This is a genomic window from Vibrio sinaloensis, assembly GCF_000808535.1.
Lineage (GTDB): Bacteria > Pseudomonadota > Gammaproteobacteria > Enterobacterales > Vibrionaceae > Vibrio > Vibrio sinaloensis_D.
In genome coordinates this window covers 165,673-187,910 of sequence record NZ_JWLV01000048.1, presented here as the reverse complement: position 1 = coordinate 187,910, position 22,238 = coordinate 165,673, and the positions used below count along the sequence as shown (strand labels likewise).

The window sequence follows — 22,238 nt, the reverse complement described above, 5'->3', positions numbered from 1 at the left end:
TGTTTATTGGTAGGTACAAATTTGCTGCCACAATGAACGGCGGTGTTGGGTATTACCATCGATCTCTTCGAGCAACGGAGAGGTTAGCGTTTTGGGTGTCACTTCCTCATTCTTATCGCAGCCTGCAAACCACACCCACTCTAAGGAATGTTGGCTAAGTAAGCCAAGTTGCTCTGGATAGATGTGCAATGCCTGCTCAAGTGACAAGTTGATGCTTTTTAAAACGCGCTCAAACATCACAGCTGTCGCCCCTTGAGGTAACTGAGGAGAGACTAGCAATAGTTGGCATGACTCGGGCAGTACCCATTCAGGAGTCGAGTAGCCAAGTAATCGTTCAGGATGCGCGATCTCATAACTCTGAATGCCCATCTCATGTAAAAACTGTTGCTCTTGTTGCGTCATACCGACCCACCACCATTTAAAACGCGCCCATGCTACCACAAATCTAGCGGACGGAATCAACCATTTCACTGCGACTTTCAGCTTTCCAGAAAAACAAAAGCGCCACTCGATGGTAGCGCTTTGATCTCGGAAAGAGAGGCTTAGAAGCTAGCTTTCACTGCCTCTGCAATCTTAAGTGCCGACGATTGAACTAGCTCTGCATCTTCACCCTCAACCATCACTCGAATCAACGGCTCAGTACCAGACTTACGCAGTAGCACGCGTCCCTTTTCACCAAGCTCTGCTTCCACTTCTTTGGTTGCAGTAATCACCGCAGCGGCTTCAAGTGGGTTAGAGTCGCCAGAGAAACGGACATTTTCAAGCACTTGAGGGTATAGCTTCATCCCTTGTGATAGATCATGAAGTGTCATATCACTCCCCACAACCGAAGCAATCACTTGCAGCGCAGCAACAATCGCATCACCCGTTGTGACTTTGTCCAGTAGGATCACGTGACCCGAGTTTTCAGCACCGATCTTCCAGCCTTTCTCAAGCAGTTGTTCCATTACGTAGCGATCGCCTACTGCTGCACGAACAAAAGGAATACCAAGTTGCTTAAGGCCATTTTCCATACCAAGGTTAGTCATTAGCGTACCAACGACCCCACCTTTTAGCTCACCACGGCGAAGTGCGTCGCGTGCGATGATGTAAGCGATTTGGTCACCGTCAATCTTATTGCCCAAATGGTCAACCATGATGATACGGTCACCATCACCATCAAAGGCAAGGCCGAGGTGTGCCTGCTCTTCAACCACGCGTTTTTGCAGTGCACGCACATCAGTCGCACCCACTTCGTGGTTAATGTTTGTGCCGTTAGGCTCTACGCCCATGGCAACCACTTCTGCACCAAGTTCTTTGAATACGTTAGGCGCAATGTGGTAAGTCGCACCATGAGCACAATCGACAACAATCTTAAGATTGGCAAGGCTAAGCTCAGATGGGAAAGTACTCTTACAAAACTCAATGTAACGACCTGCTGCGTCATTTAAGCGCGTCGCTTTACCAAGTTCCGCCGATTCGACACACTCGATCTCTTTGTCCAGTTCCGCTTCAATCGCCAGCTCAATATCATCAGGAAGTTTAGTTCCCTCAGATGAGAAGAACTTAATGCCGTTGTCATAGTACGGGTTGTGTGAAGCAGAGATAACAATGCCCGCTTCGGCACGGAAAGTTTGCGTCAAGTAAGCCACTGCAGGCGTTGGCATTGGACCGGTAAACGTTGCTTTTAGACCCGCAGCGGCAAGACCGGCTTCGAGAGCCGATTCCAGCATGTAGCCAGAAATACGGGTATCTTTACCAATAATGACTTTCTTTGTTCCCTGTTTTGCCAGTACGCGACCAGCAGCCCAGCCAAGCTTTAGTACAAAATCCGGTGTAATTGGGTATTGCCCAACTTTGCCACGAACACCATCTGTACCAAAATAACGTCTTTTGTCAGACATAATGAATCCTTTTTATAATCGTTTTTGCGTTTAACGGTTTTGCCTAACCATTGAAACTATTTTCATCGCATCAAGCGTTTGTTCAAAATCATGCACGCGTATGATTTGCGCGCCTTTCATCGCTGCGATTGTAGCGCAACTGACACTCGCAGCAACACACTCTGCTGGCGTCTTATCCAAGAGTTTGAACACCATAGATTTACGGGACATGCCCGCTAAAATCGGCAAACCAAACTGATGAAACTGCTCTAAGTGGGCCAGCATATGATAGTTATGCTCTATCGTTTTACCAAAGCCAAAGCCGGGGTCTAATATAAGCTGCTCACGCTTGATCCCAACGCCCTCACAAGCCTCTACTCGCTCCTCCAGAAACTGGCCAACTTCAATAAGCAAGTCATCATAATGCGGATTTGCTTGCATCGTTCTTGGTTGACCTTGCATGTGCATCAAACACACTGGTAAGCCCGTTTCTGCCGCAACGTGCAGCGCTCCGGGCTCTTGCAATGCTCTAACATCATTAATGATGTCTGCTCCAGCTTGCGCGGCTTGGCGCATCACTTCAGCTTTGCTCGTATCAACAGAAATCCAAACATCATGCTTTTCTCGAATCGCTTTAATAACCGGGATAACACGATTGAGTTCTTCAGTCAGTTCAACGTCTGGCGCGCCAGGACGTGTAGATTCACCACCAATATCAATAATAGTGACGCCGGCATCAATCATACGTTGAGCTTGTTGGAGCGCATTGTCCAAGGAGTTGTATTTTCCGCCATCCGAGAAGGAATCAGGTGTGACGTTAAGTATCCCCATGACTTGAGGAGTGGATAAGTCTAAGACTTTGTTATTTGCAGTGATTATCATAATAAATACAAAAACCCCGAGTTGCCTCGGGGTTTATCTAATCAAACTCAATTACTCAGAGTCTTTTTTCTCTGTCGCTTCAGTAGAAGAACTTTCCTGAGACGTTGGTTGCTCTTCAGCTTTTGCTTCAGAGGTTGTCTCTTCAGGCTTTTCGTCTACTTTTTCTTCTTTCGCTTCCGGCTTGTTGTTTTGGTTGTCACCCCAGCCCGCTGGTTCGCGAATTTCAGATTTACGTGCCATTAGATCGTCAATCTGACCGGCATCAATCGTCTCGTACTTCATCAACGCGTCTTTCATCGCGTGCATGATATCCATGTTGTCTTCTAGGATCTGTTTTGCACGAGCGTAGTTGCGATCAATGATTTGACGAATTTCAGTATCGATAAGCTTCGCAGTGTCATCAGACATATGTTTAGTCTGCGTCACGCTGCGGCCTAGGAACACTTCGCCTTCTTCTTCAGCGTATAGCAGAGGACCCAGTTTTTCAGAGAAGCCCCACTGCGTCACCATCTTACGAGCAATGTCAGTCGCACGTTCGATATCGTTCGAAGCACCAGTCGAGACTTTATCTGCACCGTAGATAAGCTCTTCAGCTAAACGGCCACCATAAAGGCTGGAAACCATAGACTCTAGGTGTTGGCGAGACATGCTTACACGATCTTGCTCAGGAAGATACATCGTCACACCTAGCGCACGGCCACGTGGAATGATCGATACCTTGTACACTGGATCGTGTTCTGGCACTAGACGACCAACAATTGCGTGACCTGCTTCGTGGTACGCAGTTGACTCTTTAGTTTCTTCAGACATCACCATAGAACGGCGCTCTGCACCCATCATGATCTTGTCTTTCGCCAGTTCAAACTCAACCATAGAAACGTTGCGCTTGTTGCCGCGAGCCGCGAATAGTGCCGCTTCGTTCACTAGGTTAGCAAGGTCAGCACCTGAGAAGCCTGGAGTACCACGTGCGATTAGAGAAGGCTCTACGTCACCTGCTAGAGGCACTTTACGCATGTGTACTTTAAGAATCTGCTCACGACCACGTACATCTGGTAGACCAACCACCACTTGACGGTCAAAACGGCCAGGACGTAGAAGCGCTGGGTCAAGTACGTCTGGACGGTTAGTCGCAGCGATAACGATGATACCTTCGTTACCTTCAAAGCCATCCATTTCAACGAGCATTTGGTTCAGTGTTTGTTCACGCTCATCGTGGCCACCACCAACACCAGCGCCACGCTGACGACCTACAGCATCGATTTCATCGATAAAGATAATACAAGGTGCCGCTTTCTTCGCTTGCTCAAACATGTCACGCACACGGGATGCACCGACACCTACGAACATTTCTACAAAGTCAGAACCAGAGATAGTAAAGAATGGTACTTTCGCTTCACCAGCAATGGCTTTCGCAAGTAGCGTTTTACCAGTACCAGGAGGACCAACCATCAGAACACCCGTAGGGATCTTACCGCCCAGCTTTTGGAAGCGGCTTGGATCACGCAGGTAGTCCACCAGTTCTTTTACGTCTTCTTTTGCTTCATCACAGCCAGCAACATCAGCAAACGTTGTTTTGATTTGCTCTTCGCTCATCATACGAGCTTTACTCTTACCGAAAGACATAGCGCCTTTACCGCCGCCACCTTGCATTTGACGCATGAAGAAGATCCACACACCAATTAGCAAAATCATCGGGAACCAAGAGATGAAGATAGTACCTAGCAAGCTTTGCTCTTCAGGAGGCGTGCCTTGTACTTTTACATTTTGGTTAATTAGGTCATCAAGGAGCTTCTGGTCGTAGACTGGCATGTAAGTAACATAACGCGCGCCGCCGCCACGACGAGTGAAAGTAATCTCACCGTCTTTAAAAGTTGCTTCCTGAATCTGGCCTTGGCCAACTTCCTGTACAAACGTGGTGTAATCCACCGCTCTGCCATTGCTCTCTCCAGGGCCAAAGCTCTGGAATACCGACATCAATACGACAGCGATAACAAGCCACAGAATTAAATTTTTTGCCATGTCACTCAAGGTGTAAGCCTCTCGATAACTAATTATAATTAAAGGTAGGGTACTACAGTTTATAACCTGTAGCTATAGTGTTAACTTGCCTCCCAGAAGGCAAAATAGTTAACCTTTGTAACCAGTGGCTACAACGAAGACTTCTCGGGAGCGAGCTCGCGAAGAGTCAGGTTTTCTAATTTTTACGACTTTAAACATGTCTCGGACTTCTTTCACAAACTGATCGAAGCCTTCCCCCTGGAAAACCTTTACAACAAAGCTACCATTAGGGGCTAGAACTTGTCGACACATATCTAGAGCCAATTCAACCAAATACATCGCTCTCGGTTGATCAACAGAATTATTACCCGCGATGTTAGGTGCCATATCTGACATGACCACATCCACCATTGAAGGTTGGATTCGGTCAAGCAGCGCTTCTAAGACAGCATCGTCACGAAAGTCACCTTGTAGGAAACTAACCCCTGCAATCGGATCCATTGGAAGTAAGTCACAGGCAATGATCTGACCACTGTCTCCTATTATCTTAGCAGCATATTGAGACCAACCACCGGGAGCAGCACCTAAGTCGACAACCGTCATACCAGGTTTTAGTAGTTTGTCTTTAGTTTGGATCTCTTCCATCTTGAAATAAGCACGAGAACGGTAGCCTTTTTTACGAGCTTCATTCGCGTATTTATCATCAAAGTGTTCTTTCAACCAGCGGCCTGAGCTAGCTGAATGTTTCTGTTTACTCATTTTAATCCCAATAAGGCACAAATAGGAGCTATTGTTTTAATAGGCTGAACCTATTACTCAATAAATTATAGTCTTCAGCAATAGATGGCGTTAAAATAGCTTTTTTCAACCCTTATTTTAAAGAAAATTGGCCGCGAAATGAACCTAAGCACTAAACAAAAGCAGCATCTAAAAGGCCTAGCGCACAGTCTAAAACCTGTTGTGCTTATGGGCGCAAACGGACTCACTGAAGCTGTTCTAGCGGAAATTGAAATTGCTCTAAACCACCACGAGCTAATCAAAGTAAAAGTCGCATCGGAAGACCGTGAGACTAAAAACCTGATTATCGATGCAATTATCCGCGAAACTGAAGCGGAAAAAGTACAAGTAATCGGTAAAACGCTAGTTCTTTTCCGTCAAACGGATGAGCGCAAAATCGAGCTACCACGTAAATAACTCTAGTTACGTTAGCAACAAAAAAGGTCGCCTATGCGACCTTTTTTAGTATTGGTGTTTACGCTAACGCTTAGATGTACTCTACGCGGTCGATCTCAAAGTCGCGATCGCCACCAGGTGTAGAGATTGCAACTTCATCACCTTCCATCTTACCGATAAGACCACGCGCAATTGGCGAACTTACCGAGATTCGACCTGATTTGATATCCGCTTCGTCATCACCAACGATTTGGTATCTCTTCTCTTCATCTGTATCGACGTCAATCAATGTCACCGTCGAACCAAAGATAACTTTACCTGAATTATCTATTTTGGTTACGTCGATAACTTGCGCCACTGAAAGCTTGTACTCAATATCACGAATTTGAGCTTCACAAATACCTTGCTCTTCACGTGCAGCATGATATTCCGCGTTTTCTTTCAGATCACCTAGCTCACGAGCTTCAGCAATGGCTTCAGAAATTTGTGGGCGAAGTTTTAATAGGCGGTCGAGTTCTTCACGTAGCTGCTTTTCGCCACGTACCGTCATAGGGACTTTTTCCATTGTTTACCTCATTCCAAAGCTATCTTTGGACAAAACAAAACTACCTAACCGCAGGGATTAGGTAGTGAGTTAACTAATCAATTTATTCTAGTGTAAACAAACTTGGCAACTAAATCACCATAAATCCCACACATCAAAAGGTTGCTCACATTGGTACTGATTATTTTTAAATCAGCACCTTCAGTGAAATGTAAAAACGTCCTTATTCAACTAAAAAAACGTAAAAAACAGCCATGTCAGAGCAATGTCAAACACTTACAAAAAATCAAATAAATCATTAACTTGATGTTTTTTAATATCAAATAAAACAGTGTTCATAATTCGAATTTATATCATTTTACTAACCCATCAGGGAACTTACACGTTAAAACATTGCTCACCGATTGCTCTCATCGAGTGAAGACTTTCTTCAGATTTCTAACATGAATCTTGAATATGAGTATTGATTCACAGGAGCAATAATTAGAGGATAACCCATGCAAACTGTGTTATCGCTCGCATATAACTATTTATGGACAGTAAATTAGGACTTATAAGATGAACAAAACTCTGATTGCTCTTGCAGTTTCAGCTGCAGCAGTGGCTACTGGCGCAAACGCGGCAGAAATCTACAACCAAGATGGTACGTCTCTAGAAATGGGCGGCCGTGCTGAAGCACGTCTTTCTCTTAAAGATGGCAAAGCGCAAGACAACTCTCGCGTACGTCTAAACTTCCTAGGTACAACTCAAATCACTGACGGTCTATACGGCGTTGGTTTCTACGAAGGTGAGTTCACTACCGCAGACAACAAAAACGAAGATGATATCGACCACCGTTACATCTACGCAGGTCTTGGCGGTCAATTTGGTGAAGTAACTTACGGTAAAAACGACGGTGCTCTAGGCGTTATTACAGATTTCACAGATATCATGGCTTACCACGGTAACTCTGCAGCGCACAAAATCGCAGTTGCTGACCGTGTAGACAACATGATTTCTTACAAAGGCCAGTTCAACGACCTAAGCCTAAAAGCAAGCTACCGCTTCGCTGACCGCACTGAAGGTACAACTTCTGACGCTGGTGCATACGGTGACAACGGCGCAGACGGTTACTCTCTATCTGCTATCTTCGCAGTAGCTGATACTGGTCTAAAACTGGGTGCGGGTTACGCAGACCAAGCTGACCAAAACGAGTACATGCTTGCAGCGTCTTACTCAATCCAAGACCTATACCTTGCAACAACTTACACTAATGGTGAGCTAGACAAGAAAGACGCGGACTACACTGGTTACGAATTCGCAGCTGCGTACACGCTAAACCAAACTGTGTTCAGCACTACGTACAACAACGCTGAAACTAACGGCGAAACATCAGCTGACAACGTAGCAATTGACGCGACTTACTACTTCAAGCCTAACTTCCGTGGCTATGTATCTTACAACTTCAACCTTATCGACAAAGGCGACAAGCTAGGTCAAGCTGGTGGTAACGGTACAGCAACCTCTATGGATGCAGAAGACGAACTAGCAATCGGTCTACGTTACGACTTCTAATTTGTGACTAACAGTCATGAATCTAAGACGCCCGCTCTATAGCGGGCGTTTTTTTTACTGGTTATACTGACTCATGCCTATCCAATAGCCGACAACTGAATCATGAAAACCTTGTGTATTGCCACTCTACTCTCCGCCTGTACGACTTTTTCCTGCCTAGCCTACTCTCCACTAGAGTCACTACCGAAAGGGCATAGGGCAGGCTTACTGGTCGAGCGGTTAGACAAACCACAAGTGCTATTGACCACAAACAACAATACTCAATACTTTCCTCCGGCAAGCACGTTAAAAATCGTCACAGCGCTCGCGGCGAAATTAGAGCTAGGCGACAACTTTCGCTTTACGACCACAATAGGTAAAGCGGATAAAGATGTCGTGATTCGGTTTTCTGGTGATCCAACCTTGACCACCGCCGATCTCAAACAACTATTGCTCTCAGCTCAGCAGCAAGGACTTAAAAAGATTGAAGGCGATCTGTGGGTCGATAATAGTGCGTTTACTGGTTACGACCGCGCCGTGGGCTGGCCTTGGGACATACTAGGGGTTTGCTACAGTGCGCCAGCGAGTGCTATCACCTTGGATGAAAACTGCGTTCAAGCCTCTATTTACACAGAGGCAAATCAAAAGACTCGCGTTTACGTGCCTGAACATTTTCCTATTTATGCCTCAACCTCTGCCATCAGCGTCACTAAAACTGAGCAAGAGGCAACCCAATGCGATTTAGGTCTTATTTCATCGCCAGACAATCACTACCAATTACAAGGCTGCTTGGTCGAACGGAGTAAACCTCTACCACTTAAGTTCGCGGTACAAAATCCTGAATTGTATACTCAGCGAATGCTTCACACCTTGCTCACTCAGCTCAATCTCGAGATTGAGGGTAATATTCGTGTTGGCAAGCCAAAACTTGATAACCAAATCCTCGCGGAACACCATTCAGTGTCGCTGCTCCCTATGTTGGATGAGATGCTAAAACGATCCGACAACTTGATTGCAGACAACCTAACCAAAACGATAGGCAGCCAGTTCTTTATTCAGCCCGGGAGCTTTTCCAACGGAACGAAAGCGATCAAACAGATCATCTTCGCTCATACCGGAGTCGACTTGTCTGACACTCCGCTCGCAGACGGCTCGGGATTATCACGCAATAACCGTTTTAGCAGCGAGGACATGGCGAAAATACTGCGCTACATTTGGCAAAATGATGAGCAGCTCAATTTGATTGCATTGCTGCCTAAGTCTGGTGAAAGCGGAACGCTGAAATATCGTCGAAGTATGCGAAAAAGTCCTGTAAAAGGAGCGATTATCGGTAAAAGTGGCTCACTCTATGGTAGCTATAATATGGCTGGCTTTGGTACCGATGCCAGTGGAGAGCCCAAGACGCTATTTGTCCAATTCATTACGGATTACCATCAAGCAAAAGAAAAGAGCGAGGGTAAACCTACCGTCGCTCCAATAACTCAGTTCGAGACCTTGTTTTACAAGGATGTGATCTCATTTAGTCAGGCAATACCCAAGAAATAGTTCACCACGGTGAAGTAAATCCACATACCCGAAATATCGACGATAGACGCCAACACTGGACTCACAAGCACCGCAGGGTCCAGTTTGAACGCTCTCGCAAGGATAGGTAATAGCCCTCCTAACGTTGTCGACATCGTGACTTGAATAAACAGCGCGACTGCAATCGCCATTGCAATGGTGTTGAGCTCAAAGCCTCCCGTAGTGGATCCGTCGCTAAACAATAGAATGCGACCGACCATTACCAAAGAGATAGCAAACGCCAAGCACAGCGCCACTCGGCTCTCTTTCCAAAAAACCTTGACCCACTGCCGCTTCTTGAGCTCTCCCGTCGCCAGCGCGCGAATCACCAAGGTTGCCGCTTGCGTCCCAGTGTTACCACCAGCTGCGGCGATCACGGGCATATAGATCGCTAATAAAACAAGCTGACTAAGTGTATCTTCATATTGAGCAATGATAAGCCCTGAGACGATACCCAACAGCGCTAGAGCAATGATCCAACCAATTCGTTGCTTCACATGCTCTACGACAGAGGTACTCAAATAACCGTTAGCCGTCTCAACTTCTGAATGAATAAACCCGAGTTGATGAGCGTAATGGCGAGCGCGCTTGTCATGCCCTTCATTTTCCAACAGAGATAGTAATTGCTGAACATAGCCAACAGAGCAGTGATGCAGTATCGCCACCGCCTCTTCTATTGGCATCACGGTTAGCAGATGCACTTGTTGATTTTGTTCGTACTGCAAAAATGCATTACGAGCCGCACCAATCTCTTCTTGAGAAAAGTGTGTGTTGTTTTCGATATACGTATTGCTCATTACCGTCATGGCGAATCTCCCGATTGGCAATAGGTAACGACCATCAAATACAGATTGGTAAACAAACGGTGACGTTTAGAAACGAAAAGCAACCTAAACGTATTGAAAGGTAAATGTGTTCTGTATTTAGTTTCTAGTTTTCGAGGAGAAAAACATGAGGAATCAAAGAAAAGAGGATTGCTCTACCAAACAGGTAGAGGCGGAAACGACAATACCGGCGTGGTTTATTTTTCTCCCTTGCTACTAGGAGGATGGTCGATATTGTTCATAAAAGTCTCCAAATAAACTGCCATACTGACAGCGCGAGCATAGTAACAAAACCTAGGCAAAAAAACAGTCAATTTGAAGTCAAAAAGCCTAACATTTGAGATGGTTATAACTCTGCATTTAAATATAAAAAAAGCGCCTAAAAGGCGCTTCAATTCAAAGTATTATCAATTAGTTGATGGTAATACGTGCAAACTTGCGTTTACCAACTTGGAACACATAAGTGCCCGCTTCTGGGGCAAACTTAGAGTCTGCCACTTTTTCACCATCAATCTTCGCAGCACCTTGCTTAACCATGCGCATCGCTTCTGAAGTCGAGGCACATAAGCCCGCTTCCTTCAGTAGGTTGCTGACTGGAAGACCCGCATCAAATGCAAATTCTGGCATTTCATCAGGGATCTGGTTTTTAGCAAAACGGTTAACGAACTCTTGCTCTGCCGCATCAGCATCGGCTTCACTATGGAAACGCGCGATGATCTCTTTCGCTAAAGCGACTTTCACATCTCGTGGGTTCTTGCCAGATTCTACACCAGCTTTGAGCTCGGCAATTTCCTCTAGTGGGCGGAATGAAAGCAACTCATAGTAATTCCACATTAGGTCATCAGAGATCGACATGATCTTACCGAACATTTCGCTAGGCGCTTCACTAATACCAATGTAGTTGTGCGCTGACTTAGACATTTTCTTCTCGCCATCTAGACCAACAAGAAGTGGCATTGTCAGGACAACTTGTGGCTTCTGACCATGTGCTTTTTGCAATTCACGACCCATTAGCAGGTTGAACTTTTGGTCCGTCCCACCAAGCTCAACATCCGTTTCCATTGCCACCGAGTCATAGCCTTGTAGGAGTGGATACATAAACTCGTGGATAGCAATCGGCTGGCCGCCTGAGTAACGCTTTTTGAAGTCATCACGCTCAAGCATACGAGCAACAGTCTGGTTGGCAGCAAGACGAATCATGCCCTCTGCACCTAACTCAGAAAGCCACTCAGAGTTGAATTGAATCTTAGTCTTTGCTGGGTCAAGAATCTTAAACACCTGCTCTTTATACGTTTCTGCGTTACGCAGTACGTCTTCACGAGTCAATGGTGGACGAGTTGTGTTTTTACCCGTTGGGTCACCAACCATGCCAGTGAAGTCACCGATTAAGAATGTCACATCATGACCTAGCTCTTGGAAAGCACGCAGTTTGTTTAGGATTACTGTGTGGCCTAGATGGATGTCCGGTGCAGTTGGATCGGCACCTAATTTGATGCGAAGAGGACGCCCCTCTTTCAATTTAGCAATCAGTTCTTCTTCTGGAATTAGTTCGTCAACACCGCGCTTAATCTCGGCTAGTGCAGCTTCAATGCTCGCCATTCTTGTTCACTCCCACAGATTTGGCAAAAATTTAATAGTTTGCCATATTACTTGAATAGCGATGCTTTTTGAAACCAGTTAGACTAAACAGCTAGGCTTTTTTACTTAATTTTTTAGAACGAACAATAAAATGTTGTCTATTTTCGCTCGGCTTCCATGGATGCACCGTGCCCTTATCGCTCTTTTTAGCGCTGTTATCGTCATCGCCTTGTTTTTGCCCGAGCCTGAAGACTTACGCCAAGATGAGCGCCAATATCAAATTGGCAAAGCGTACCCACTCTCAATCGACCCAACGGCACTCACGTTAGAAACGCGCCGCTCCAATCTCGCAGTGCTGCGTTGGGATAAACATACTGTCGGGTCAGGAGACAGTATGGCGCTGCTATTCCAACGCGCAGGTTTGTCATCTCGCCTACTGTACCAGCTCACATCAACCAGCAAAGAAATCGCCAATCAGCTAACTAAGGTTCGTCCTGGAGATTCATTTTTGTTTGGGTTTGACGGTGATAATGAACTTGTTCAAATCAAACGCCAGCTTAGCGCATACGAAACCTTCTTAATAACCAAATCAAGTGATGGATTCACCTCAAGCCTTGATAAGAAGGAAGTTCACTACCAATATAACTACGCGAGCAATGTCATTACTTCTAACTTTTGGAACGCTGGGGTTGGTGCAGGGCTAACGGCAAACCAAATCATGGAACTGGCGGGGATTTTTGGCTGGGATATCGATTTTGCGTTAGATATTCGTAAAAATGACTCGTTTGAAATTCTTTATCAAGAGAAAGTGGTCGAGGGTGAAGTAGTTGGCCGAGGCAAGATCATGGCCGCTATTTTTACCAACCAAGGCGATACATTTAAAGCCATCTTAGATGACAAAACGGGGAACTACTACGACGAAAATGGTCGAGCAATGAAGAAGGCCTTTTTGCGCTCACCACTCGATTTTCGCCGCGTAACATCCAACTTTAACCCAACGCGTCGTCATCCAGTGACAGGCAAGGTTCGTGCTCATAGAGGCACCGACTATGCAGCGCCTGTTGGTACGCCTATTTGGGCCGCTGGCGATGGTACCGTTTTAAAATCTAGCTACAATCAGTTCAACGGTAATTATGTGTTTATCAAACACAGCAATACGTACATTACCAAGTACCTTCATTTGACCAAACGAACGGTAAAAACAGGTCAAAGGGTCAAGCAAGGGCAAACCATAGGTACCTTGGGTGGCACAGGTCGTGTAACCGGTCCGCACCTACACTATGAGTTCTTGGTCAATGGGGTGCATAAAAACCCTAGAACGGTGAAGCTACCGCAATCCAAATCATTGACGGGTAAAGCAAAAACGACCTTCATCGCCAATGCCGAATTAAGGTTAGCGAAACTAGAGCGTTACAGTAAGCTACTGGCAACTGAGTAAAAATAACAAAGCCCCGCATACTCGCGGGGCTTTGTTTTTATCTTGCTTATTTCGCTTCAATTACCGTATTGGCCTCATCTTCCACCTTGTGCTCACGCCCTAACATCAATAGACATGGCGTTAAAACTAGGGTTAATACCGTCGCAAATGCCAAGCCTCCCGCTACAGCCGTCGCGAGTTGGGACCACCACTGGGTACTTGGCGCACCAAATTCTATCTTTTGGTTAACCAGGTCAATATTCATCTCAAGTACCATAGGTAACAGGCCAAGAATGGTCGTCACTGTAGTTAGCATCACAGGGCGTAAACGCTGCACGCCAGTTCTCAAAATCGCATCTCGCTTGTCTAGCCCTCGGCGACGCAATTGGTTGTAGGTATCAATTAAGACGATGTTGTTGTTAACCACAATCCCCGCAAGAGCAATCACACCGATACCCGACATAATAATGCCGAACGGTTTTTGGAATACCAATAAACCAACAAACACCCCAACTGTCGAAAACAGAACGGCAGAGAGAATAAGAAACGCTTGGTAGAAGCTATTAAACTGAGTAATCAGAATAAGCGCCATAACCACTAAAGCAACCAAGAACGCATTTTGCAGAAACGCCGACGAATTTTCTTGCTCTTCATTCTGACCTCGAATCTTAAACTCGACGCCATCAGGCAGATCTAACTTGGCAAGCTCTTGCTCAACCTTCGGCAGCTCAAGTGCCAAGTTATACCCTTCTTTGATATCAGCAAAAATGTTGAGCACACGATGACCATCAATACGGCGAATTGTATCTTGCTTATGATCAGGCACAATACTGGCAAAGTTGGTGATGGGTACCATGCCTGCGGCTGTTTTGACTTTAAGCTGATCGAAACGGCCAATATCACGCTTGTCTTCTGGGTAACGCACCAAGATATCTACCTCTTCGGTTGAATCATCTGGCAAGTAATCCCCTAACTTCAAACCATTGGTGACAAACTGGACCGTGTTGCCCACTAACGTCGCGTCCGCAGCAAAACGAGCAGCATCATCACGACGAATGTCTATTTGCCAATCTATCCCCGCTTTACTCGAGTTATCACTGATATTGGTAAATGCGGCATAAGAGTCTGCCCAGTGACGCACCAGTTTCGCGGCACTATCTAGCTCACCAGGAACGCGCGTCGACATCTCAATCACGAGATCATGTTCAACTGGCGGACCTGCATCTGGGAACTTGTATTCTATTTCGACACCTGCGTATTGGTCGGTTGTCAGCTTCAACTCGTCAATGATGGTTTTGACTTTACGTCTATATTGCCAATCCACAGGAGTGATCTGTATTTGACCAATTTGATCATCCCCTCCGGTGCGAGTGTAGACGCTTTCAAATTCATCGTGACCAAGCATTACCGACTCAATATCACGCATGATGACGTCTTTCTCATGGATAGAGAGATCGCCATAAGAACGCACTTTTACCGTGAAAAATGGCGGATCTACCTCTGGGAAAAACTCCGCGCCTAACCCCGCTTTTGCATAAGTAAAGCCAACCGCGATAGCGAGCAATATTGCACTCAACAAAATTTTGAACGGATGTCGTATCGCGATATCTAGGGTATGGAAGTAAAGTTTCGTTATCCCAGTCGCTTTGGTGTAGTCGCCATCATGCAGTGCGAGCATTTTTTCGCGCTGTTGACGCGTGACATTTTGCGGTTTACCAATCAAGCTGCCTAGAACGGGGACAAACAACAATGCCATCGCAAGAGATGCGGCCAATGTAGCAATCAGTGTCAGCGGCAAATACTTCATAAATTCGCCCGTGATGTCAGGCCAAAAGAGCAAGGGCGCAAAAGCCGCCAGTGTTGTCGCAGTGGAAGCGGTGATCGGCCAAGCCATTCGTTTCGCCGCGTCTCGGTATGCCTCTCGCCTTGGCGTGCCTTCTTGCATTCGCCTATCGGCAAACTCCGTCACAACAATCGCACCATCCACCAGCATACCAACAGCCATAATCAGCGAGAAAAGCACGATGATATTGACCGTCAAACCAAACACGGACAGCACTAAAAGCCCCGTCAAGAATGAGCCCGGAATGGAGATACCCACCAAAAGCGCCGTGCGGACACCCAATATCGCGATAATGACGATCACAACCAAAATGATCGCAGACAGGATATTGTTTTGCAGATCGTTAAGCATCATCTTAACGTCATCAGATTGATCCCAGGTGTATTTAACCAATAAGTTACTTGGCCAATCTTCTCGCTCCTGAGCGCCCTGCATAACAGCTTTAATAAGCTCCACCGTCTCGATGATATTTTCACCGGACCGCTTTTTAACATCCAGCACTACCGCCGACTTACCATCTAAACGGGCAAAGCTCTCTGGGTCTCGAAACGCTCGGCGCACCGTGGCCACATCGCCAAAAGTAATGACTTGTTTGCCGTCCACTTTGACGGGCAACTCTAAAACATCTTTTAACGAATCGAAAACAGATGGGACTTTGACAGAAAAACGTCCATAACCGGTATCCACAAAACCCGCTGCGACAACACGGTTATTAAGGGCAATTAAGTTATAGATATCAGCCTGATCAAGACCGTAGCTCTCCATGAGCAATGGATCGACAATGATCTCAACAATATCTTCTCTATCCCCAGCGATATCCACTTCTAAGACTTGACGATAGCCCTCAAGCTTATCACGCAGTTCTCGTGCAATTTGAACTATGGTTCGCTCTGGGACCGTACCGTATAGAACAACGGTTAACGCGGGCTCTTCCGATGCAAGAGTGACTTCATTAACGGTAGGTTCATCACTATCTGCAGGCAGTTTAGGTTTGGCGAGATCAACCGCCTCACGGACATCGGCCATCGCTTTGTTAAGATCAACACCAACACTAAACTCAAGCATCACAGACGCGTGTCCTTCAGATGCCGTTGAGGTCATCTCTTTGACACCTTCAATCGATCTTAGCTCTTGTTCAATGGGGCGAACCAGTAATCTCTCAGCATCCGTTGGGGAAATACCTTGGTGACCAACCGATACGTAGATAATCGGAATGGTAATGTCTGGGCTCGATTCTTTGGGAATCGTGATATAAGTTAACACGCCGGCGATCAGAACAAAGACGAGTAACACCAGCATAGTCCGCGTGCGCGACAAGGCCGCATCAATTAATGCAAACATAACGACCTCCTAGTTACAACGATTGTTCAACGGCAATGACGCGATCACCTTCGCGAACAAAACCTTGTCCTGTGGTGATGATCTTCACCTGCTCACCAAGTCCAGTGAGCCAAACCCCATCTTGTTCTGCCTTCACGAGTTGGATAGGGACAAAATGGACGGTTTCTTCAACAAGAGTTTTTACGCCTAGATTGCCAGAATCGTCCAGCGCTAACATGGCAGGCGTGAGTTTAATCGCTAGCTTTTCTTTGAGATTCAGTTCTACTTCCGCACTGATCCCTGCTGGGATACGTTGGTCAGGATTAGTGAGCACAATTTCAATCGGAAACGTATTGGTCGATGGTGAAGAGACTCGAGAAATGTAACGCACTTGACCTGCCGTATTCTCACCCGCAATAAACCGAACCCGAGCGCTTTGCCCAAGCGTTAAATCTTGAATATGTCGCTCACTGACATCCGCTTCAATGATGATTTGACTCAGGTCGATCAACGATGCAACAGGATCGCCCACGCCAACGAAGTCACCACGCTCGATAAATAGATGTTCGACAATTCCGGAAAATGGAGCGGTTACTGAGGTGTTTCGCAACGCAATTTTTGCATTACTTACCATTGCTTTGGCTTCTACGAGTGCCGCCTGAGCATTGGTATAGGCAACCTCACCTTGTAACCCTCTATCTTTTAAAGATTTGGCTGCGTTAAACTCTTTCTCGCGCACTTTGAGCATTGCTCTAGCGCGCTCTAGTTGAATATCAAGATCGCCTTTGTCTATCAATGCAATCACTTGGCCTTGTTCGACACTTTGCCCTTTTTCCACTTTTAGCTGGATGATTTTACCGGCAATTTCAGCCCCCAACTTAGCCTCTTTATTCGGCGCGGTGCGCCCATACAATTCGATAGATTTATACGTTTTTTGAGCATTAAAGGTTTGAAAAGCGACTTTAGCAAGCGGCACTTCTTGTGATGATTTCTCTGGACCTGATTCTTCGGCCTTTATCGCGCCTAAGCCAAGCCAAAACGAAAGGATCAGAACGATGATTATAGAGACGATGTAGGGACGAGCAGCAATAAAGCGGGTAAATGAGAAACTAGCCATAACAATCCTTTGCTTTTATTTTCGCCATCAGGGCGTTCAAACCAGGATATAAAGTAACCAGTTAAAAATAAATTACACTTGGACAGTAATTTAGCTTAGATCTCAGTTTCTGGATTAATAACTCAACTAAAAAAGGCTGCAGATGCAGCCTTTAGAAAACGCTAGTCAATACAGCTTAAACGCTGAATGAAGCGCCACAACCACAAGTGGTTGTCGCATTTGGATTATTAACAAAGAAGCGGGAACCCTCTAGCCCTTCGGTGTAATCAACTTGACCGCCAACTAAGTATTGCAGGCTCATCGGATCAACCACTAGGGTAACGCCGCTATTAACGATCGTGGTGTCACCTTCATTGACACTCTCATCAAATGTAAAACCGTACTGAAAACCACTACAACCGCCACCAGTAATATAAACTCGCAGTTTTAAGTTTGGGTTTTCTTCTTCAGCAATCAACGCCCCCACACGCTTAGCGGCGGCATCTGAAAATGTTAGTGGTATGTTTACTTCGCTCACGATGACCTCTCTCAGTGGTGAATTTCCAGAGCGCATCTTCTGCCACTATCTGGAACATCATCTTTAGTATTAATATCGGGATTATCTAATACCTGAGTGAAGCGTTCAAGTATTCGCCACATGGGAAGCGTTTTTTTAGCCAAATTACCTGCTATTTGGTGCCAAAGTACTCAGAATGTGCTGCAAAGCGTTTTATTGAACGGGAATCGACAGGTACAATGCGAGCCAAATTGGTCCGAGCAATCAAAAGAGGATATCCCATGACCAAATCAGCAGACTTATTCGAGAAAGCACAGCAAACCATTCCTGGCGGTGTCAACTCTCCAGTGCGTGCTTTTAACGGCGTTGGCGGCGCTCCAATTTTTGTCGAGCGCGCAGATGGCCCTCTTATTTTTGATGCTGATGGTAAAGCGTATATCGACTACGTTGGTTCTTGGGGACCAATGATTCTCGGTCATAACCATGCGGTCATCCGTGAAGCCGTGATTGATGCCGCTCAGCGTGGCCTTAGCTTTGGCGCACCGACTGAAATGGAAATTGCGATGGCTGAGCTTGTGTCTGAGCTAGTACCGTCAATGGAGCAAATCCGCATGGTGAGCTCTGGTACAGAAGCGACCATGAGTGCGATTCGTCTTGCTCGTGGCTTCACTGGTCGTGACAAAATCATGAAATTCGAAGGCTGTTACCACGGCCATGCCGACAGCTTGCTAGTAAAAGCGGGGTCTGGAGCCCTAACACTAGGTCAACCAAGCTCTCCGGGTGTACCTGCAGATTTTGCTAAACACACACTTACCGCTACTTTCAACGACCTAGATTCGGTGCGTGAGCTATTTGCGGCTAACAAAGGCGAGATCGCATGTATCATCGTTGAACCGGTTGCTGGCAACATGAACTGTATCCCTCCTGTAGAAGGTTTCCATGAAGGCTTACGTCAAATCTGTGATGAAGAAGGTGCTCTACTGATCTTTGATGAAGTCATGACGGGCTTTCGCGTTGCACTAGGTGGCGCTCAAGGTTACTACAACATCAAGCCAGACCTAACAACACTCGGTAAAGTAATTGGTGGCGGTATGCCTGTTGGCGCCTTTGGCGGTCGCAAAGAAGTGATGCAGTACATTGCACCAACTGGTCCAGTTTACCAAGCAGGTACACTATCAGGTAACCCGGTCGCTATGGCTGCTGGTTTTGCTTGTCTGAACCTTTTGAAAGAAGAAGGCAACGAAAAACGTCTTGCTTCTAAAACAAAACAGCTGGCTGATGGCTTTAAAGAGCTAGCCGATAACCATGGTATCCCACTGGTGGTTAACCAAGTTGGTGGCATGTTCGGTTTCTTCTTTACCGACCAAGAAACCATTACCAGTTACGAAGACGTGACTAAGTGTGATATCGAACGCTTCAAGCGCTTCTTCCACCTGATGCTAGACCACGGTGTTTATCTGGCACCTTCTGCTTTCGAAGCAAGTTTTACGTCTCTTGCTCATGGCAGCAAAGAGATTGAAGCGACATTGGAAGCCGCAGATCGCTGTTTTGCCATCCTAGCTAAAGAAGCGTAATCGCAATAAGCAAATTATGAAGGCTGCCTTTTGCAGCCTTTTTTATTGCCAATGAATAACAACCAACACAATTAAGCCGAGTAAAACGATGCGAAACCAAGGAATCATGCGCCTCGCTTTTTGCTGCTTTTCACAACCTTTATCATTATTACAGCACCCCATAGTTTGACTCACCTCTGATACTCATTTGATTCTTCGTTGATAACTGCCTGTTTTAAAGCCATTATACTGATACAACGTCAAACCTTTGGACAAAATCGTGTCAGATAAAGTGAAAATCACCTCCAGCCATTGGGTCCTCATTACCGCTCTTTTGGCTGCTGGTTTTGCCTGTTTTCTATTGGTCGAACCGTATATCAACTCTATCGTTATGGCATTCATTATCTCTCTACTCATGTTTCCTATTCATGAGTGGATCGAAAAGAAGCTACCAAACCATCCTAATATCTCGTCCTTACTCTCATGTGTGGTTTTAACCTTCATTATTGTTGTGCCACTTTTGTTTGTGTTTGCCGCAATCGTGCAACAAGGCTCGGCTTTTTCGCAAAATGTGTACCAATGGGTTACGCATGGTGGGATCCAAACCCTCTTTGAACACCCTTGGGTGGTGAAAGGTCTATCGTTGGTTAACACCTACTTGCCATTTGATACCGTTGAACCACAAGAAATTGCCCAAAAAGTTGGCCAATTCGCCACGACATTCGGCAGTAATCTCGTCGGTATCAGTGCAAAGATTTTGGGTGATGCAACCAACTTCTTAATGGATTTTTTCCTGATGTTGTTCGTTCTTTTCTTCTTGCTCCGCGATCACGATAAGATCATCAGCGCCATTCGTCATATCTTGCCACTCTCTCGAAGCCAAGAAGACAAGCTGCTTGATGAAGTAGAGCAAGTATCAAAGTCTGCTGTGATGGGCTCATTTTTAACCGCTATCGCGCAGGGTATTGCGGGGGGAGTTGGGATGTGGCTAGCCGGTTTCCCAGGACTGTTCTGGGGCACTATGATGGGCTTTGCGTCTTTCATCCCTGTGGTCGGGACCGCTCTAATTTGGATCCCTGCAACTGTCTACCTCTATTTAACCGGTGATAGCACTTGGGCCATCTTCCTTGCCATTTGGAGCATTGCCATCGTTGGCTCAATCGATAATCTACTTCGCCCGCTACTGATGCAGGGCAGCGGTAACGCTGGCATGAGCACCCTAATGATCTTCTTCTCACTGTTGGGCGGCTTACATTTATTTGGCTTAATCGGCCTTATCTATGGCCCTTTGATCTTCGCTGTCACCATGGTTTTGTTCAATATCTACGAGGAAGAGTTCAAAGACTTCCTCGACCGACAAGATCAAAACTAACCGCTACCAGTTGGTATCAACGGGGGATTATGCGAAAATCCCCCGTCTTTAATTCTTGGTAGAGTCCCTCTATGTCTGCTTATATCGCACCGAGTCAAATCGCAGAGCGCCAACTTGCTTACTTTGCAGGAAAGCACGTGCTTGTCGCTGGCGAAGCCGAAGATCTGTTTCCTGTCGAACTGGCCAAACATTGTGAATCCGTGAGTGTGTTCACCACCAACTATGGTTACTATCGCCAGCTCGAACCATACGATCATATTACTCGTGTATTTGGTGCAGAGTTTACTCAAGAGACTCAAGCCGACATGGTGCTGCTTTATTGGCCAAAAGCAAAAGCAGAAGCAGATTACCTACTCGCAATGCTGATGGCTAAACTTGGCACTGAGACAGAAATCGTCGTAGTCGGAGAAAACCGCTCTGGCATAAAAAGCATTGAAAAGATGTTTAAGCCTTATGGGCCAATTACCAAGTTTGACTCCGCACGTCGATGCTCATTCTATTGGGGAAAATGCACTGAACAGGTAAAACCCTTTGTGATGTCTGACTGGTTCAAGAGCTACCAAGTCAGCTACAAAGCGCACAACTTAACCATAAAAAGCCTACCTGGTGTATTCAGTCATGGCCAGTTTGATGTGGGCAGTCAGTTGCTCTTGGATACTTTGCCAGCATTGACAGGAAAAGTGCTAGATTTCGGTTGTGGCGCCGGTGTGATTGGATCAGTAATGGCGACACTTAACCCAGAGATCGAGCTCGAAATGTGTGACATCAGCGCGCTCGCAGTTGAGTCGAGTAAAGCGACCTTAGCGGCAAACCAACTATCAGGTAAGGTGTTTGCCTCGGACGTGTATTCTGACACCAGTGATGACTATCAGTTTATCGTTAGTAATCCGCCCTTTCATGCAGGTCTGGACACTAGCTACAGTGCAACCGAAACCTTACTCGCCACAGCGCCTAAACAACAAACGAAACAAGGTGAGCTCTTTATCGTTGCCAACAGTTTCTTGAAATACCCGCCCATTATTGAACAAGCGTATGGTAATTGCGAGACGCTAAATAAGACCAACAAGTTCACCATTTACCACGCTAAAAAATAGTCTCTAAGCCCCAGTTACTCGACCATAACTGGGGCTTTTATAAATAATTACCGATAAATTTGCGCCTTT

General features: G+C 46.0%; 18 protein-coding genes. 7 read left to right on the top strand and 11 right to left on the bottom strand.

From position 1 onward, the window contains the following. Positions 1-3: 3 nt before the first annotated feature. The 5 genes from RJ47_RS19625 to rlmE form a co-directional block, all read right to left on the bottom strand. Positions 4-402, bottom strand: coding sequence for a DNA polymerase III subunit psi (locus RJ47_RS19625; RefSeq protein WP_039486356.1), 399 nt, complete (start codon positions 400-402; stop codon positions 4-6). Positions 403-542: 140 nt separating this feature from the next. Next, positions 543-1,883 carry a phosphoglucosamine mutase gene (glmM, locus tag RJ47_RS19620; RefSeq protein WP_005474251.1) on the bottom strand — a complete coding sequence of 447 codons (1,341 nt, stop codon included), beginning with the start codon at positions 1,881-1,883 and terminating at the stop codon, positions 543-545. Between the two features lie 30 nt (positions 1,884-1,913). Beyond that, the gene (gene folP / locus RJ47_RS19615) at positions 1,914-2,744 is read right to left on the bottom strand and encodes a dihydropteroate synthase (RefSeq protein WP_005474256.1); all 831 of its coding nucleotides are present in this window, start codon (positions 2,742-2,744) and stop codon (positions 1,914-1,916) included. 51 nt (positions 2,745-2,795) lie between these two features. Beyond that, positions 2,796-4,763, bottom strand: coding sequence for an ATP-dependent zinc metalloprotease FtsH (ftsH, locus tag RJ47_RS19610; RefSeq protein ID WP_005474276.1), 1,968 nt, complete (start codon positions 4,761-4,763; stop codon positions 2,796-2,798). 108 nt (positions 4,764-4,871) lie between these two features. Then, positions 4,872-5,501 carry a 23S rRNA (uridine(2552)-2'-O)-methyltransferase RlmE gene (rlmE, locus tag RJ47_RS19605; RefSeq protein WP_005474337.1) on the bottom strand — a complete coding sequence of 210 codons (630 nt, stop codon included), beginning with the start codon at positions 5,499-5,501 and terminating at the stop codon, positions 4,872-4,874. A 138-nt stretch (positions 5,502-5,639) separates the two neighbouring features. On the opposite strand from rlmE, the gene yhbY reads away from it, so the two are divergent. After that, positions 5,640-5,936, top strand: a complete 297-nt coding sequence (gene yhbY, locus RJ47_RS19600; RefSeq protein ID WP_005474258.1) for a ribosome assembly RNA-binding protein YhbY — start codon at positions 5,640-5,642, stop codon at positions 5,934-5,936. Between the two features lie 70 nt (positions 5,937-6,006). On the opposite strand, the gene greA is transcribed toward yhbY, so the two are convergent. After that, positions 6,007-6,480, bottom strand: a complete 474-nt coding sequence (gene greA, locus RJ47_RS19595; protein ID WP_039486354.1) for a transcription elongation factor GreA — start codon at positions 6,478-6,480, stop codon at positions 6,007-6,009. A 537-nt stretch (positions 6,481-7,017) separates the two neighbouring features. Between greA and RJ47_RS19590 the strand changes: the two genes are divergently transcribed. After that, positions 7,018-8,013: a porin gene (locus RJ47_RS19590; protein WP_038191267.1), complete on the top strand. Its 996-nt coding sequence runs from the start codon at positions 7,018-7,020 to the stop codon at positions 8,011-8,013. A 102-nt stretch (positions 8,014-8,115) separates the two neighbouring features. Further along, a complete protein-coding gene (gene dacB, locus RJ47_RS19585; RefSeq protein ID WP_039486352.1) occupies positions 8,116-9,537 on the top strand; it encodes a serine-type D-Ala-D-Ala carboxypeptidase in 1,422 nt (473 codons plus the stop codon). On the opposite strand, the gene RJ47_RS19580 is transcribed toward dacB, so the two are convergent. Together RJ47_RS19580 and tyrS are read right to left on the bottom strand one after the other, a co-directional pair. Continuing rightward, entirely contained in the window at positions 9,516-10,361 is an 846-nt protein-coding gene (locus RJ47_RS19580; RefSeq protein ID WP_038137547.1) for a magnesium transporter, read from the bottom strand. The genes dacB and RJ47_RS19580 overlap by 22 nt on opposite strands. 429 nt (positions 10,362-10,790) lie before the next feature. Then, the gene (tyrS, locus tag RJ47_RS19575) at positions 10,791-11,978 is read right to left on the bottom strand and encodes a tyrosine--tRNA ligase (RefSeq protein WP_005474244.1); all 1,188 of its coding nucleotides are present in this window, start codon (positions 11,976-11,978) and stop codon (positions 10,791-10,793) included. 130 nt (positions 11,979-12,108) lie between these two features. Between tyrS and RJ47_RS19570 the strand changes: the two genes are divergently transcribed. After that, the gene (locus RJ47_RS19570) at positions 12,109-13,395 is read left to right on the top strand and encodes a peptidoglycan DD-metalloendopeptidase family protein (RefSeq protein ID WP_039486350.1); all 1,287 of its coding nucleotides are present in this window, start codon (positions 12,109-12,111) and stop codon (positions 13,393-13,395) included. 46 nt (positions 13,396-13,441) lie between these two features. Here RJ47_RS19570 and RJ47_RS19565 read toward each other — a convergent pair whose 3' ends face one another. The 3 genes from RJ47_RS19565 to erpA form a co-directional block, all read right to left on the bottom strand. Further along, positions 13,442-16,558 carry an efflux RND transporter permease subunit gene (locus tag RJ47_RS19565; RefSeq protein WP_039486348.1) on the bottom strand — a complete coding sequence of 1,039 codons (3,117 nt, stop codon included), beginning with the start codon at positions 16,556-16,558 and terminating at the stop codon, positions 13,442-13,444. Positions 16,559-16,571: 13 nt separating this feature from the next. Beyond that, a complete protein-coding gene (locus tag RJ47_RS19560) occupies positions 16,572-17,654 on the bottom strand; it encodes an efflux RND transporter periplasmic adaptor subunit (protein ID WP_039486346.1) in 1,083 nt (360 codons plus the stop codon). Between the two features lie 175 nt (positions 17,655-17,829). Next, positions 17,830-18,171, bottom strand: coding sequence for an iron-sulfur cluster insertion protein ErpA (erpA, locus tag RJ47_RS19555; RefSeq protein ID WP_038137912.1), 342 nt, complete (start codon positions 18,169-18,171; stop codon positions 17,830-17,832). Between the two features lie 260 nt (positions 18,172-18,431). On the opposite strand from erpA, the gene hemL reads away from it, so the two are divergent. From hemL to rsmC, 3 genes are all read left to right on the top strand, one after another. Further along, positions 18,432-19,724 carry a glutamate-1-semialdehyde 2,1-aminomutase gene (gene hemL, locus RJ47_RS19550; protein ID WP_005474311.1) on the top strand — a complete coding sequence of 431 codons (1,293 nt, stop codon included), beginning with the start codon at positions 18,432-18,434 and terminating at the stop codon, positions 19,722-19,724. 259 nt (positions 19,725-19,983) lie between these two features. Next, entirely contained in the window at positions 19,984-21,075 is a 1,092-nt protein-coding gene (locus RJ47_RS19545; protein ID WP_039486344.1) for an AI-2E family transporter, read from the top strand. 71 nt (positions 21,076-21,146) lie between these two features. After that, positions 21,147-22,169 carry a 16S rRNA (guanine(1207)-N(2))-methyltransferase RsmC gene (gene rsmC, locus RJ47_RS19540; RefSeq protein WP_039486342.1) on the top strand — a complete coding sequence of 341 codons (1,023 nt, stop codon included), beginning with the start codon at positions 21,147-21,149 and terminating at the stop codon, positions 22,167-22,169. Positions 22,170-22,238: the final 69 nt, after the last annotated feature.